Genomic DNA, 13641 nt, shown 5'->3' with positions numbered 1-13641 from the left:
TGGATCAACCGGCGCGTCTAGCGCGCAGCCACCGCAAGCAGGGATATTGCGGATTTCAGCAGCAGACGCGCTGCGGGTATCTGCGTAATCGCTTTGTTGAGCGCTTTTGGCGGTGCCGCGTGCGATGGTTCAGTACACGTCGCGGCGATAGCGCCCGCTGCCCAGCAGTTCCTGGCTGACATCGGCTCCGAGGATGCAATCCAATGTGCGGTCGAGTTCGGGTGCCATGCCGCGCAGGCTGCCGCAGACGTAGATACAGGCATCTTGATCGATCCAATGACGCAGGCGGTCGGCGGCTGCGGCCAGTGCGTGTTGGACGTAATGCGGTGGCTGCGGTTGATCGCGCGAGTAGACAAGCTCCAGGCGTTCGATCCAGCCGTCCTGGTGCCACTGCTGCAACTCGTCGGCATACAGCGCGTCGTGCGCGGCATTGCGTTCGCCGAACAGCAGCCAGTTGCGCCGCGCGCCGGCTGCGATGCGTGCACGTAGATGCGCGCGCAGACCGGCGATGCCGGTGCCGTTGCCGATCAGCAGCATCGGCTGGTCGGGTGCGGGCGGGTGGAAGCCGGGGTTGCTGCGCAAGCGCAGCGCGATGGGCGCGCCTATCTGTGCATGGACGCAGAGCCAGCCGCTACCCAGCCCCAGGCTGCCGTCGGCGTGCCGATGCTCGCGCACCAGCAGTTCGGCATGGCCTTCCTCGGGGATGGAGGCAAGCGAATAGTCGCGATGGGGCAGGGTGACCAAACTGCGCACCAACGCATCTGCGTCCAGTGGTGAAGTTGTGCCTGTGGCTGTTCCCGTAGCTGTATCAGTGCCTTTACCTGTGCCCGTAGTTGGGTCGATTCTGACTTCGGCATCGGCATCGGCATCGGCATCGGCATCGGCATCGGCGCCAGCCCTAGTACTAGCACTAGCTCTGAGGCTGGCACCGGCATCCACATCGATACCGAGAGCGGCATCGGTATCGACGGGAAGTTGCGCGCCGCCGAGCCAGTCGCGCAGGGGGCGGCCGTCGATCTGCTGCGCGCCATCGTAGTGGTTACGCCGCAGCCAGGACTCGACCGCATCCGGGGTGTGACGCGGTGCGATCTCCGCGATATCGCCTGCGCTCCACTGCGGCAACGCGCCATCGCATGGCGTCAGGCGCAGTCGGTAAATCGGCGCACCCACACTGCCGGGATTGACGTGGACACGTTCGCGTAGCTGCCAGGTGGTGTAGGTGGGCAGGCTCCAGTCGGGTTGCGTCGCCATTGCGGGCGCCAGTTCCGCCAGACGGCGTTGCCAGTGCTGCAGGGCGTTCGGGTCAGCGTTATCGACCTCGATGCGTTCGAACAGGCGAGTGGCGCCGCGCGCCTGCAGGCGACCGTCGAGGCGTCGGCCGAACGCGCAGTAGTGCGCGTAACCACGGTCGCCAAGCGCCAGCACTGCGTACTGCACCGCCGTCAGATCCTGCGCGTGGTCGGCACGCCAGGCGCGCTCGGCGGCCTGCGCATGGTCGGGCGCATCGCCTTCGCCGGTGGTGCTGACGATGCACAGCAGCCGCGGCACGCGTGCGAGTTGATCGCTATCGACGGCTTCGATCGGCAGCGCATGCGCGCCGACGCCAGCCGATTGCAGCGCGGCAACGCTGCGTTGCGCCAGCTCACGCGCGAAACCGGTCTGGCTTGCCCAGACGATCAACACGCCGCTGGCGTCTGCGCGTTGTGCGCCGACGCGCTTGCGGGCACGCAGCAGCACGACCGCACACAGGCCCAGATACAGCGCCAGGCCGAGTGTGGCCAGTTGCCAACGATGCGGCGTGGGTGGGCTCCACCATGCGCCCTCATGCAGGCCGGCCAGCCAGCCGACGATGACCGCAAGCGCCAGCAGAACCAGCCCGTTGCCCAGCCACACGCGTGAGGTGGCGCTGCTCATGACGCGGACAGGTGGCGTTCGAATGCCGGGCTCATGGATTCGAGCAGGATGCCGTCTTTGCGTGCCAGGAATCGCACGGCCAGTTCCGCCTTGCGTGCATGGGCAAGACCGGCATCGACGCCAAGCACGGTCATCGCGGTGGCCCAGGCATCGGCCTGCATCGCATCGGGCGCGAGTACGGTGACCGCCGCAGGGGCATGCGGAACGGGCGCGCCGGTGCGTGGGTCGAAGGTGTGCGTATAACGTGTGCCGTCGGCATCGAAGCGGTGCCAGCGATCGCCGGAGGTGGCGACCGCCAGGCCGTCCAGCGCCAGCACGCGTGGTGGTAGTGCGCTGCCGGCGTCTTCGTCGGGGGCGGATTCGACCAGCACGCGCCACACGCTGGTATCGGGCTTGCGTCCGTAGCCGAACAATTCGCCGCCGACCTCGATCAATGCACTGTCGATACCCGACTGCAGCAATGCGCGATGCACACAGTCCACACCGAAGCCCTTGGCGATGCCGGACAGATCCAGTGCCACTGCGCCTGGCTGCAGCACACGCTTGCCATCCAGCTGCAGGCGTTGCCAGCCGCAACGCAGGCTCGCCAATGCGATCGCCTGCGCTTCCGGCACACGCCGGCGCGCGCCGGCGGCGCCGAAGCCCCACAGCTCGACCATCGGACCGACGGTGGGGTCGAAGGCACCCTCGCTGGCCTGTGCGATCTCCAATGCTGCGCTCAGCACTGCGTGGAATTCGTCGGGTAGGTGATGCCAGCTGCCCGCCGGTGCGCGGTTGTAACGGCTGATATCCGAATCGACCTCCCAGGTACTCATCTGCGCGACCACGCGATCCAGCGCGGCCTGGATGCACGCATGCAAGGGGTGCAGATCGCGTCCGCGCGGTGCCACCAGCTTCACGCTCCAGGTGGTGCCCATGCTGCGGCCGCCGAGCGTGGCAATGGCGTGGTCGGCGGAAGACGATGCGGGCATGGACGGGTCTTATGAAGATGGGGCGGCAGGATGCACGTTGCGTGCGCTCCTGCCGCGTGCCGGCAGATTACTGCGGCAGCACTTCCAGCGTGGCGACATAGCCCAGGCGACGTTGCTTGGCCTGCGGCAGCGAGGTCGTTGTGTCTTCGCTGGTGGTTTCCAGCCAATACATGCCGGCTTCCGGCCAGGTCACGCTGAAGCCACCCTTGGCATCGGTCTTGAGCTTGATCTCGTTTTGCGCATTCCGGTAACGGGTGCCGCCGCGCACGATGTCGATCTCCAGCCCGGCGGCCGGTTTGCCGTCCAGCTGCAGGGTGAACTGCGCGGGTTCGCCGGCAACCAGATCGTTGGGATGGGTCACCGGAATCAACTCGATGCCCTTGCCGGCGGGCTTGAAGACCGTGGTGGTCGGCGCACCGCGGGTGACGAAGGTCTCCACCCGATTGAAGGACTGCGAGACCTGTAAATCCTGCGCGTTCTTCGGCACCTCGGTGGCGAAGCGGGTTTCGTCGCCACGCCAACGCTTGGGCTTGCCGTCTTCCTTCCAGCTGGCGAACAGGCCTGCATTGACGATGGCCAGCTTGTAGGTGCCGGGCTGGGTGAGCTGCAGGTCGAACACGCTGCGGTACTTGCCGGTCGCCGGGTTCTCCGGCGTGAGCGCACTGCCATCGGGGGCGGTGATGCTCAGGTTATCCAGTCGCAGCGGCACGTGGTTGAAGTAGAACAGATCGTTGGACACTGCAGCATCCACGGTGATCCACGGCGCGTCGCCAGCGATGACGGTCTGCGACGGCAGCAACCAGGCCTTATGAGCAAGTGCGCTGAGCGGCAGGCTGGCAAGCAGGCTAATCAGGACGAGCGAGCGTTTCATGACGACTCCTTGAAAGACGATGACAACGATGGGACGCATGTGGGATCAGGGCGAGACTGCAACGCTGTCTACATGCGTGGAAAGCGCCGGGTGTGAAGCAACACGCATTGCCGCCATGCGGCAGGTGTGACCTGCGGAAACATCGACGTGCTGGAGAGCACCGTCAACGCCAGCGCAGCGTTCAGGGCTTTGCAACCAGGCTGATCGCACCGAGCTCGCTGCTGCCGCTGGCTTTGGCTGTCTGCGCGGAGGTCGCCGGCCAGGTGAAAGGCACCTTGACCAGCTCGCGGCCGCCAACTTCGCGTGCGGCTTCCACCACCAGCGTGTATTGCCCAGCCGGCAGCGACTTCAATGCGTCCTTGGTGTCGGAGAACGATAGCGCATGCGCGCCGGCCGGCCGGGTGGGGCCGGTGACGCCGTCGACCGGCACGCTCAGGGTGCGGCCGCTCTTGCGCCACCACTGGCGCAGATCCGGCAGCCATTTGGTGCCGTGGCCTTCGGCGGTGTCCCTGGATTGATACCAGACCGCCAGATTGGCGGCGACCTTCTGATCGGCACCTTCCAGCCAGATCGCGACATACGGGCGGTGGTATTCGGCGACGTTGAGCTTGGGGATTTCGACGTTGATGTCGAGCGTGGCCGCATATGCCGGCATGGCGAGCAGGCCGCTCAGGGCGATGGTCAATGTGGCGCGCATGATCGTCTCCGGTAGAAGGATTCAGTGGACCAACAGCAGGGCAAGCAACAGCGGAATCAGCAGGCCCAGGCCGACCAGCGGCCAGGTCATGTGTCGCTGCCGTGCATGCAAGTGAAGAAGAAACAGGCCGGTGATGCAGAACACCAGGCAGGCGATCGCAAAGACATCGATGAACCAGCCCCAGGCCGGCCCGGCGTTGCGGCCTTTATGCAGATCGTTGAGATAGGCCACCCAGCCACGCGATGTGCGCTCGTATTCGATTGCACCCGTTGTACGGTCCAGGCTCAGCCACGCATCGCCGCCTGGGCGGGGCAGTGCGACATACACCTCGTCGGCCGACCATTCTCCGTTGCGTGCGCCGATGCTGATGTCGAGCTGGCGCGCCAACCATTGCGCCACACGGGGCGGCAGCGGTGCATTGCCGTCCTGCCGCTTGCCCAGCGTGTGCAGCAGGGCAGGCGGCAGCGTCAGCGTGCGTTGCTCGGTCGATGGGCTGGCTTCGATGCGCGCGGCGTGATTCAAGGTCAGCCCGGTGACCGTAAACAGCAGCATGCCGATCAGGCACAACGCCGAGCTGATCCAGTGCCACTGATGCAGCATGCGCAGCCAGAAACCGCGACGTTGCTGCGCGCTGGCGAGGTGAGCGTGGTCTGAGGTGGACATGCTGCGCTCAGGCCATAACGTCAGAAACGCGAGGCTGCAACTGCCGCTGCCGTGCAGCCACCTCGTGCAGCAGGGCGCGCAGGCGCGGATGGCGCGCGCGGGCCAGCAGCGGGGCGAGCTGTTGCAGAAAACCGGCGTGGCCACCTGCGATGGCGCGGCGCATCCACTGTTCTGCGTCATCCAGCTCGCCGCTGTCGGCGAGCTGGGTGGCGTAGCCGGCCTGACCGCGGAAATCGCCCGCTTCGGCAGAGCGCCGGTACCACACGCATGCGGCCAGGGGATCTGCAGCGCAGGCCAGGCCCTGGTCGAGATAGCGCGCCAGGAAGTTCATCGACTTGGCATGACCGGCTTCGGCCGCGCGGCGGTACAGCGCCAATGCCTGCGTGTGGTCCTGCGCCACGCCGCGCCCGGAGGCGTACATGTGTGCCAGGTTGTACATGCCCCAGACCAGGCCATGTTCGGCGGCGTGGCGATACCACAGCACGGCCAGCACATCGTTGCTGGCCGTGCCGAACCCGAGCTCATGGCAGCGGCCCAGCTGGTTCATCGCCTCCGCACACCCTGCGTTGGCGGCCACTTCGTACCACAGCATCGCTGCAGCCGGATCTGCGGCAATGCCGCGTCCTTCGGCGTACATCTGCGCGAGCAGCACTTGTGCACTTACGTCATGGTTCGCAGCGGCTTTGTGCAAGAGCGCACGTGCCTGTTCCGGCTGCGTGCGCAGCAACGCGCTCAGCTGCGTGATGTCCAGCGCCGGCTCAGACATCGGCCCATTGCCGCAACAGGTTGTGATACACGCCAGTGAGCTGGATCAATGAGGGATGCCCGGGCGTGTCCTGGGTGAGGCGGCGGATCGAGACATCCAGTTCGAACAACAGGCGGCGCTGCGCAGCGTCACGCAGCATGCTTTGAGTCCAGAAAAAGCACGCCACGCGCGCGCCACGCGTGACTGGCATGACCCTGTGCAGACTCGTGCCCGGATAGATCACAAGATGCCCGGCCGGCAGCTTGACCGACTGCGTGCCGTAGGTGTCTTCGATGACCAACTCGCCGCCGTCGTAGCTGTCCGGGTCGCTGAGAAACAGCGTGGCGGAGACATCGGTGCGTACTGCTTCGGCGCCGCCACGACTGCGGTCGTAGCGCACTGCGTTATCGACGTGATAGCCGAACGACTGCCCGCCGCTGTAGCGATTGAACAGCGGCGGATAGATCCTGCGCGGCAGCACTGCGGAAAAGAACGTGCTGCTGCGCGCCAGTGCCTCCAGCACCAGCGCGCCGGCCTCGCGTGCAACGGCGCTGTCTTCGGGCAACTGTGCGTTGTCCTTGGCCTGTGCCGACTGGTGGCCTGCAGTGATGCGGCCGTCTGCCCAGTCGGCCACGTCCAGCTGTGCGCGCAGCTGGCTGAGCTGCGCGGGGCTGAGCACATCGGGAATGGGCAGCAACATGCGGTGGTCTCCACGTCGCCAGCGCAGCGCGCACGGCGTGCCTGAGGGTTAGAAGCTGAAGGTGGCGTTCAACACTGCCGAGCGGCCGTCCCCCGGCAATGCCCAACCGCTGCCCGCCGTGACGGTTCCTGCGGCATTGACAGTGAGGTTGTTGCGGATGCTGGTGTAGTAGACCTTGTCGAACAGGTTGTTGACGTTCAACTGCAGGCTGAGCCACGTGTTGACGCGCAGGCCGACCATGGCGCGATGCACCCAATAGGCGTCGGTCTTGCGGTAGACCGCGGTCGAGGTGTTGTTCGGGTAGAAGCTGCCCTGATAGTTGACGCCGTAACCGAAGGTCCACTGGTTGAGCTGGTAGGTGGTCCACAGATTGCCGGCGTTGCGCGGGGTCTGCACCAGCTCGCGCCCGGCGATGGGGTCGCCTGTCAGGCTGGCGGTGCGGTTGGACACGCTCTGCAGCACTTCGCTGTCCAGGAAGGTGTAGTTGGCGAAGATGGACCAGCGCTCGGTCAGGTAGCCGGCCGCACCGAGCGCAATGCCGTCCACGCGCGCCTTGCCGTCCAGCACCTGCTCGGGGACCAGCGGGTCGCCGCTGTTGACCTTGTAGTTCTCGCGTTCGTTGCGGAACACCGCGGCGGTCAGCGCCAGGCGCTCGTCCAGCGCATCCCACTTGCCGCCCAGTTCGATATTGACCGCGGTTTCCGGTTCGACATTGCAGTTGGCACCCACGGTGGAGGTGGCAATCGGCGTGCACGAGCCGTTGACCGAGGCCTTGGAAGGCGTCTTCGCATTTGCATAGGACAGGTACAGGCTGGCGTTGTCGACCGGCTTGAACACCAGACCGGCGCGATAGGAAAACAGATCATCCTTGCTGCCGGCGGGGAAGCCCGCAGTCACGCCGGTGATGCCGCCGGTGGCGTTGACGGTATAGGTGGTGGTGTCGCCCTCGTTGTGCTCGTAGCGGCCGCCCAGGTTGAGCATCCATTGCTCGTTGAATTGCAGCGTGTCGAACAGGTACACCGCCTGGTTGGTCAGGCTGCCCTTGCTGCGGCCGGTGCGGAAATAGTTCTGCGGGCCGGTCCAGATGTTGTACGGGTTGTCGAACGACTGCAGCGGGTAGGTGATGCCGGTGGTGGAGCCGTCGGCATTGCGGAACAGCGAACCACTATCCAGCTCGAAGTCTTCCTTGCTGAAGGCGACGCCGGCGACGACGCGATGTTCGATTGCACCGGTGTGCAGCGTGGCGGTCAGGTCGGTCTGGCTGTGCGCGATGAAGTTTTCGGTATCGCGCACCAGTCCGCGCGGCCCGCTGTTGGGGTTCCAGGTGGACGGCGGCTGGCCCACGCACGCGCGGCCGGTGTAGGCGTTGGTGTTGTTGGGCAGGCACCAGGTGCCCTCCGGAGCAGTGGCGGTGGTGCGCTGATCCACGCGCTGCAAGCGCGCCAGGCTGCGCAGTTTGACGTTGTCGTCGAAGTCCATTTCCAGCACGCCGGTGAGCATGTCCACGTCGATCTCCTGACGCGCCACATTGCGATAACCGTAGTAGGTTTCGCGGTCCACGCCCGGCAGCGGGCCATCGTTGAAGGGGCTGAGCGCGAAGGGCACGCCGTACTGCGGCAGGTTGTTGTCGTGCTGGTGCAGATAGCTCAACGTGAAACGCGTGTCCGAGCCCAGGCCGAACGCCACCGACGGCGCAAACCCCCAGCGGTGACGGAATTCTTCATCGCGGCCCGGCACGTCCTGGGTGTGGCCCATCGCATTCAAGCGCACGGCAGTGCCGTTTTCGAAATCGTAATTGCTGTCGGCAGTGAGGCGGCCGTAACGGTCGCTGCCGCCGCCGATCATGACGTTGGTGAAGTTGCCCTGGCCGGCAGTCTTGGTGACCAGATTGATGTTGCCACCGACCGAGCCGGCGCCGGACATGGCCGAGTTGGCACCGTTGATGAGCTCGACGGATTCGAGGTTGAAGGTGTCGCTGCGGCTGTACTGCGCGCTGTCGCGCACGCCGTCGGTGGTGATGTCGCTGCTGGCGGTGAAGCCGCGCAGGTTGATGCTGTCGCCATAGCCGCCGCCGCCTTCGCCCGCACCGAAGGTGATGCCGGGCAGGGTGCTGAGCACATCGCGCAGCGACAGCAGATTCTGCTGGTCCATGGTCTGCTTGGTGACCACGGTAATGGTCTGCGGCGTGTCGCGCAGCGCTTCTGTGTACTTGGGCGAAGAGGGCTTCTGCGCACGTTCCTGCTGCACCCGGATCGCATCCAGATCCACCGCCCCTGGAGGCGCCGACACATCGTCGGGCTGGGCGAAAGCGGGGGCGGACAGCGTCAGCAACACGGCCGAAGCGAGCGGGGAAATGCTAGGCGTCATGGAAGGTCTCAAAGAGGAGGCGAGGCTCCCACCTGGCGATGGCTCGGCGGATGCGGGATGGAGTGCGTGGACGCTGCGCCGGCTAACCCGAAGCGCTGCGCCGACAGTCGCCGAAGCCAGGCAAGCTGAAGCGCTGCGCGAGGGCGCACAGGCGCAGCGAACGAGCGGGGCGGGTGTCGAGCAGGACTGGTTGCATGGGGTCGCAGACAGGCCAGTTGTTAAGAAGGCCTTAAGGATGCGATCTTAAATGCAAATCATTCTTCTTTGCAATATTTATGATCGATGGCAGACGCTGCCACGCGTGGCGCCCTGGAGCGCTGGCCGCCGCAATGCACTGCGTCAGCGATCGTCGCGGGTCCAGATGCCGTCGTGTTCGCGCTTGACCGGGAACTTGGGCACGGCCGTGTAGGCAGGCGCGCACAAGGGGCGGCCGTCGCGGATATCGAAGCGCGCGCTATGCAACTGGCATTCGATGGTGCCGGCAACCGGATCGAAGCTGCCGGGCGACAATTCGTAGTCTTCGTGGCTGCAGCGGTCTTCCAGCGCATACAAGGCGCCATCGAGGTTGAACACCACGATCGGCGTGTCGGTGACCTCGTCCCAGACGGTCTGCATTTCACCGGGCAGCAGCGCATCGCTGGCACAGACGAAGGTCCAGGTGTCGCTCACGGGGTTGGCCCGCCCAACTGCTTTTCCAGCACTTCAAAACGCAGATCCTGGCGCAGCGGAATGCCGAAGCGCTCGTCGCCGTACGGGAAGGGTTTGACGATGCCGGTGCGGCGATACCCGCGGCGTTCGTAGAACGCGATGAGTTCATCGCGCACATCGATGACGGTCATGCGCATGACCGGCAGCTGCCACTGGCTATGTGCCAGGCGCTCGGCTTCGGCCAACAGCGTCTTGCCGAGCCCGCTGCCCTGCAACGAAGGATCCACCGCGAACATCCCGAAGTACCCGGCGCCGTGGTCATCGGCGATATGCGCACAGGCCACCAGCCGCTCATCCTGTTCGACCACCAGCACCAGGCTGCGTTCGCGCAGGAGATCGTCGCGCAGCACGGCCGGATCGATACGCGCACCCTCGAGAATATCGGCCTCGGTGGTCCAGCCCACGCGGCTGCTATCGCCGCGATAGGCCGAGGTCACCAGCAGGACAAGGGCGTCGATGTCAGCGACGGTGGCGGTGCGGAAAGTGGTGGTCTGCATGGAGGCAGTTTAATCGGGAATCGGGAATCGGGAATCGGGAATGAGGAATCGGGAATGAGGAATCGGGAATGAGGAATGGGGAATGGGGAATGGGGAAAAGCACGTGCTGCTCGATGAGCCATGTTCCATGCATCGAGCGTTACCGGCGTTACCAGCGTTCGGGAGAACCGCTCTTCCGATTCTCCATTCCCGATTCCCGATTCCCGATTCCCGATTCCCATCAGCCCAACAGTCGACGCACCTTCACCAACGCGGCGACAAAGCGCTCGATTTCGTCGTGCGTGTTGTAGAACGCCAGCGACGCGCGGCAGGTGGCGGCGACACCGTAGTACTGCAGCAGCGGATGCGCGCAGTGTTGGCCCGAGCGCACCGCGACGCCTTCCAGGTCGAGCAGGGTGGCCAGGTCGTGCGAGTGCGCACCTTCGATCAGGAACGACACCACCGCGGCCTTGTCGGGCGTGGTGCCGAAGATGCGCAGGCCATCGATGCGTTGCAGCTCTTCAGTGAAATGGGCGAGCAGTTCGGCTTCGCGTGCTTCCACGTGCGCCAGCCCGAGCGACTCCAGGTAATCCACCGCCGCACCCAGGCCGACGAAACCGGCGATATTGGGCGTGCCGGCTTCGAACTTGTGCGGCGCATCGTTGAAGACCGTGTTCTCGAAGCTGACTTCCTTGATCATCTCGCCGCCGCCCAGAAACGGCGGCATCGCCTGCAGATGCTCGCGACGTGCCCACAGTGCGCCGGTGCCGGTAGGGCCGCACATCTTGTGCCCGGTGATGGCGTAGAAATCGCAGCCGATGCTGGCCACGTCGATGCGTCGATGCGGTGCCGCCTGCGAGCCGTCCACCATGGTGACGATGCCGCGCTTGCGCGCTTCGCGGCAGATCTCGCGTACCGGGTTGACCGTGCCGAGCACGTTGGACACGTGGGTGATTGCCAGCAGCTTGACGTCCGGGGTCATCGCCTTGCGCAAGGCATCCAGATCCAGCGCGCCATCGGGCGTGATTTCGGCCACGCGAATGGTGGCGCCGGTGCGCTGGGCCACCAACTGCCACGGCACGATGTTGGCATGGTGTTCCATGCGCGAAATCAGGATCACATCGCCGGCGCCCAGCCGCGGCAATGCCCACGAATACGCCACCAGATTGATTGCAAAGGTGGTGCCGCTGCACAGCACCAGCTCATCGGCGCGGACGTTGAGAAAGCGCGCCAGCTTGCTGCGCGCGCCCTCGAACGCGTCCGTCGCCTCGCTGCCGAGCGCATGCACGGCACGGCTCACGTTGGCATTCTGGCGCCGGTAGAACTCGTCGGTGGCGGCAATCACCTGCAGCGGCTTCTGGCCGGTGTTGGCGTTGTCGAAATAGATCAGCGGCTTGCCATGCACCTGCCGCATCAGCAGCGGGAAATCCAGGCGCACACGGTCCCAATCGGGCGCTGCGCTGGGCGGAATGGCCGGCATGTTCATGCCACGCCTGCCGAATTCAATGCACGGTCCAATTGCAGTGCCAGCACGGCACTCAGGGCGGCTGGCAGCACGCGCAAGGGCTCATGACAGAACGCGGCGCTCAGCAGGCGCTGCGCTTCTTCCTGCGGCAAGCCGCGCGAGCGCAAGTAGAACAAGGCGTTGTCGTCGAGCTGGCCCACCGTGGCACCATGCGCGGCCTGTACCTCGTCGGCATCGATCACCAGCACCGGCTGGGTGTCGATTTCGGCGTTGGACGACAGCAGCAGATTCTTGTTGGACAACCGTGCATCGGTGCCGTCGGCACCTGCGCGGATGCGGATGCCCCCATGGAATACCACGCGGCTGCGGTCCGCGCCCACACCGCGCCACACCAGCTCGCAGGCGGTGTCGCGCGCGATGTGCTCGATGCCCAGGCGCGTGTCCACATGCCGGCGGCCGTTGCCGAGCAGCACGCCATTGGCGGTGAGCTGGGCGTTGTTGCCTTCCAGCCGCACGTTGAGCTCGTGCCGCGACAGCCCGGCACCCAACTCCAGGTCCACACGCTGGTAGCGGGCGTCGCGTGCCAGCACCGCCTCGGTGCGCAGCAGCGACGTCGCATGTGCGCTGCCGGCTTGCACGCGCGCGTGCGACAGTGCTGCACCCTGGGCCAGATGCACATGCATCACGCTGTTGGCCAGATGCGCGGCATCGCCCACGTGCAGATGATGCTCGACCACCTGCAATGCGGCGCCGGCACGCAATTCGATCAGATGGCGGTGATGCCAAGACAGATCCTGCTCGCCGGCCACGCCGACGAACACCAGATGCAGCGGCAGCTCGATCTGCGCGCCGGCTTGCACGCGCACCAGCACGCCTTCGTCGGCAAGCGCAGCATTCAGACGCGCAAAGACTTCATCGCTGCCGTCGAAGCGGCGGCCCAGCAACTGCTGCGCCTCGTCGCTTGCAGCCAACGATGCAGACAGGGTGTCCAACTGCACGCCTTCCGGCAACGTGGACAGATCGCTGAGCGCCTCGGATGGGCGGCCATTGACGAAGACCAGGCGTGGCGACGGAATGTCGTCCAGCGCGGCGGCATCCACCAGCGTGGGCACCAGCGGGGCAGGCTGAAAGCTGCGCCGTTCCAGCTGCCGCAACGAGGTGTATTTCCAGGCCTCGGCACGCGGGCCGGGCAGGCCGGTCTGCAGGGCGGCATCGAGCTCGGCGCGGCGTGCGTCACTGCCGCAGAAACCGCGCGCCAGGGAATCGAGCAGGGCGCTCATCAGGCGGCAACCTCAGGCACGACGCGGTCCTTCAGGAAGTGGTAGCCGTGCTTTTCCAGCTCCAGCGCCAGTTCCGGGCCACCGCTCTGCACGATGCGGCCCTCGGCCAGCACATGCACCACGTCCGGCTTGATGTAGTCGAGCAGGCGCTGATAGTGGGTGATGACCAGGAACGAACGCTCGGGCGAACGCAGCGCGTTGACGCCGTCGGCCACGCTCTTGAGCGCATCGATATCCAGGCCCGAATCGGTCTCGTCCAGGATGGCGAGCTTGGGCTCGAGCACTGCCAGCTGGAAGATCTCGTTGCGCTTCTTTTCGCCGCCGGAGAACCCTTCATTGACACCGCGATGCAGCAGCTCGTCCTTCAGATGCAGCACGGCCAGCTTCTGCCGCACCAGCTTGAGGAACTGCATCGAATCCAGCTCGTCTTCGCCGCGCGCCTTGCGCTGCGCATTGAGCGCGGCGCGCAGGAAATAGGTGTTGTTGACGCCGGGAATTTCCACCGGGTACTGGAAGGCCAGGAACAGGCCGGCGGCAGCGCGTTCTTCCGGCGGCAGGTCGAGAAGATCCTTGCCGTCGAACTGCACGCTGCCTGCGCCGACCTCATAGCCATCGCGACCGGCCAGCACATTGCCCAGCGTGGATTTACCCGCGCCATTGGGACCCATGATGGCGTGCACCTGGCCGGGCTGGATGTCCAGCGACAGGCCTTTGAGGATGTCTTTGCCGGCGATGCTGGCGTGGAGGTTTTGAATGTTGAGCATAATCGTATCCAGTGATTGAG

General features: G+C 65.4%; 13 protein-coding genes. All 13 read right to left on the bottom strand.

The features are described 5' to 3' along the window. Positions 1–129 precede the first annotated feature (129 nt). Entirely contained in the window at positions 130–1914 is a 1785-nt protein-coding gene (locus ACCQ07_RS14610) for a flavodoxin domain-containing protein (RefSeq protein WP_372164089.1), read from the bottom strand. Further along, positions 1911–2885 (bottom strand): FAD:protein FMN transferase, encoded by a 975-nt coding sequence (locus ACCQ07_RS14605; protein WP_005913324.1) that lies wholly within the window; start codon positions 2883–2885, stop codon positions 1911–1913. Before ACCQ07_RS14605 ends, ACCQ07_RS14610 begins: the two co-directional genes overlap by 4 nt. A 67-nt stretch (positions 2886–2952) precedes the next feature. Next, entirely contained in the window at positions 2953–3756 is an 804-nt protein-coding gene (locus tag ACCQ07_RS14600; RefSeq protein ID WP_005913323.1) for a DUF4198 domain-containing protein, read from the bottom strand. A 181-nt stretch (positions 3757–3937) separates the two neighbouring features. Further along, entirely contained in the window at positions 3938–4453 is a 516-nt protein-coding gene (locus tag ACCQ07_RS14595) for a DUF2271 domain-containing protein (RefSeq protein ID WP_372363411.1), read from the bottom strand. 21 nt (positions 4454–4474) lie between these two features. Continuing rightward, a complete protein-coding gene (locus tag ACCQ07_RS14590; protein WP_011348124.1) occupies positions 4475–5116 on the bottom strand; it encodes a PepSY-associated TM helix domain-containing protein in 642 nt (213 codons plus the stop codon). Positions 5117–5123: 7 nt separating this feature from the next. Further along, on the bottom strand, positions 5124–5882 hold the full coding sequence (locus ACCQ07_RS14585; protein WP_277573572.1) for a tetratricopeptide repeat protein: 759 nt from the start codon (positions 5880–5882) through the stop codon (positions 5124–5126). Continuing rightward, complete coding sequence (locus ACCQ07_RS14580) at positions 5875–6561, bottom strand: Fe2+-dependent dioxygenase (RefSeq protein WP_057680715.1); 687 nt, start codon at positions 6559–6561, stop codon at positions 5875–5877. The genes ACCQ07_RS14585 and ACCQ07_RS14580 overlap by 8 nt, the downstream gene beginning before the upstream one ends. Positions 6562–6609: 48 nt before the next feature. Further along, positions 6610–8928: a TonB-dependent receptor gene (locus ACCQ07_RS14575; RefSeq protein WP_071118573.1), complete on the bottom strand. Its 2319-nt coding sequence runs from the start codon at positions 8926–8928 to the stop codon at positions 6610–6612. 339 nt (positions 8929–9267) lie between these two features. After that, a complete protein-coding gene (locus ACCQ07_RS14570) occupies positions 9268–9597 on the bottom strand; it encodes a non-heme iron oxygenase ferredoxin subunit (RefSeq protein ID WP_003487771.1) in 330 nt (109 codons plus the stop codon). Beyond that, positions 9594–10133, bottom strand: a complete 540-nt coding sequence (locus ACCQ07_RS14565; RefSeq protein ID WP_008571841.1) for a GNAT family N-acetyltransferase — start codon at positions 10131–10133, stop codon at positions 9594–9596. The genes ACCQ07_RS14570 and ACCQ07_RS14565 overlap by 4 nt, the downstream gene beginning before the upstream one ends. 220 nt (positions 10134–10353) lie before the next feature. After that, positions 10354–11598 carry a cysteine desulfurase gene (locus tag ACCQ07_RS14560; RefSeq protein ID WP_005913317.1) on the bottom strand — a complete coding sequence of 415 codons (1245 nt, stop codon included), beginning with the start codon at positions 11596–11598 and terminating at the stop codon, positions 10354–10356. After that, a complete protein-coding gene (gene sufD, locus ACCQ07_RS14555; RefSeq protein WP_005913315.1) occupies positions 11595–12857 on the bottom strand; it encodes a Fe-S cluster assembly protein SufD in 1263 nt (420 codons plus the stop codon). The genes ACCQ07_RS14560 and sufD overlap by 4 nt, the downstream gene beginning before the upstream one ends. After that, on the bottom strand, positions 12857–13621 hold the full coding sequence (sufC, locus tag ACCQ07_RS14550; protein WP_008571840.1) for a Fe-S cluster assembly ATPase SufC: 765 nt from the start codon (positions 13619–13621) through the stop codon (positions 12857–12859). Before sufC ends, sufD begins: the two co-directional genes overlap by 1 nt. Positions 13622–13641 lie beyond the last annotated feature (20 nt).

Origin of the sequence: Xanthomonas sp. NCPPB 3583 (assembly GCF_041475715.2) — a bacterium.
In the GTDB taxonomy this organism is placed as follows: domain Bacteria; phylum Pseudomonadota; class Gammaproteobacteria; order Xanthomonadales; family Xanthomonadaceae; genus Xanthomonas; species Xanthomonas euvesicatoria.
This window is presented reverse-complemented; position numbering and strand designations above follow the sequence as displayed.

Bases quoted from the DNA above. Each gene is read 5' to 3' on its own strand.
- ACCQ07_RS14610 (WP_372164089.1), bottom strand. From the start codon at position 1,914: ATGAGCAGCGCCACCTCACGCGTGTGGCTGGGCAACGGGCTGGTTCTG.
- ACCQ07_RS14605 (WP_005913324.1), bottom strand. From the start codon at position 2,885: ATGCCCGCATCGTCTTCCGCCGACCACGCCATTGCCACGCTCGGCGGC.
- ACCQ07_RS14600 (WP_005913323.1), bottom strand. From the start codon at position 3,756: ATGAAACGCTCGCTCGTCCTGATTAGCCTGCTTGCCAGCCTGCCGCTC.
- ACCQ07_RS14595 (WP_372363411.1), bottom strand. From the start codon at position 4,453: ATGCGCGCCACATTGACCATCGCCCTGAGCGGCCTGCTCGCCATGCCG.
- ACCQ07_RS14590 (WP_011348124.1), bottom strand. From the start codon at position 5,116: ATGTCCACCTCAGACCACGCTCACCTCGCCAGCGCGCAGCAACGTCGC.
- ACCQ07_RS14585 (WP_277573572.1), bottom strand. From the start codon at position 5,882: ATGTCTGAGCCGGCGCTGGACATCACGCAGCTGAGCGCGTTGCTGCGC.
- ACCQ07_RS14580 (WP_057680715.1), bottom strand. From the start codon at position 6,561: ATGTTGCTGCCCATTCCCGATGTGCTCAGCCCCGCGCAGCTCAGCCAG.
- ACCQ07_RS14575 (WP_071118573.1), bottom strand. From the start codon at position 8,928: ATGACGCCTAGCATTTCCCCGCTCGCTTCGGCCGTGTTGCTGACGCTG.
- ACCQ07_RS14565 (WP_008571841.1), bottom strand. From the start codon at position 10,133: ATGCAGACCACCACTTTCCGCACCGCCACCGTCGCTGACATCGACGCC.
- ACCQ07_RS14560 (WP_005913317.1), bottom strand. From the start codon at position 11,598: ATGAACATGCCGGCCATTCCGCCCAGCGCAGCGCCCGATTGGGACCGT.
- sufD (WP_005913315.1), bottom strand. From the start codon at position 12,857: ATGAGCGCCCTGCTCGATTCCCTGGCGCGCGGTTTCTGCGGCAGTGAC.
- sufC (WP_008571840.1), bottom strand. From the start codon at position 13,621: ATGCTCAACATTCAAAACCTCCACGCCAGCATCGCCGGCAAAGACATC.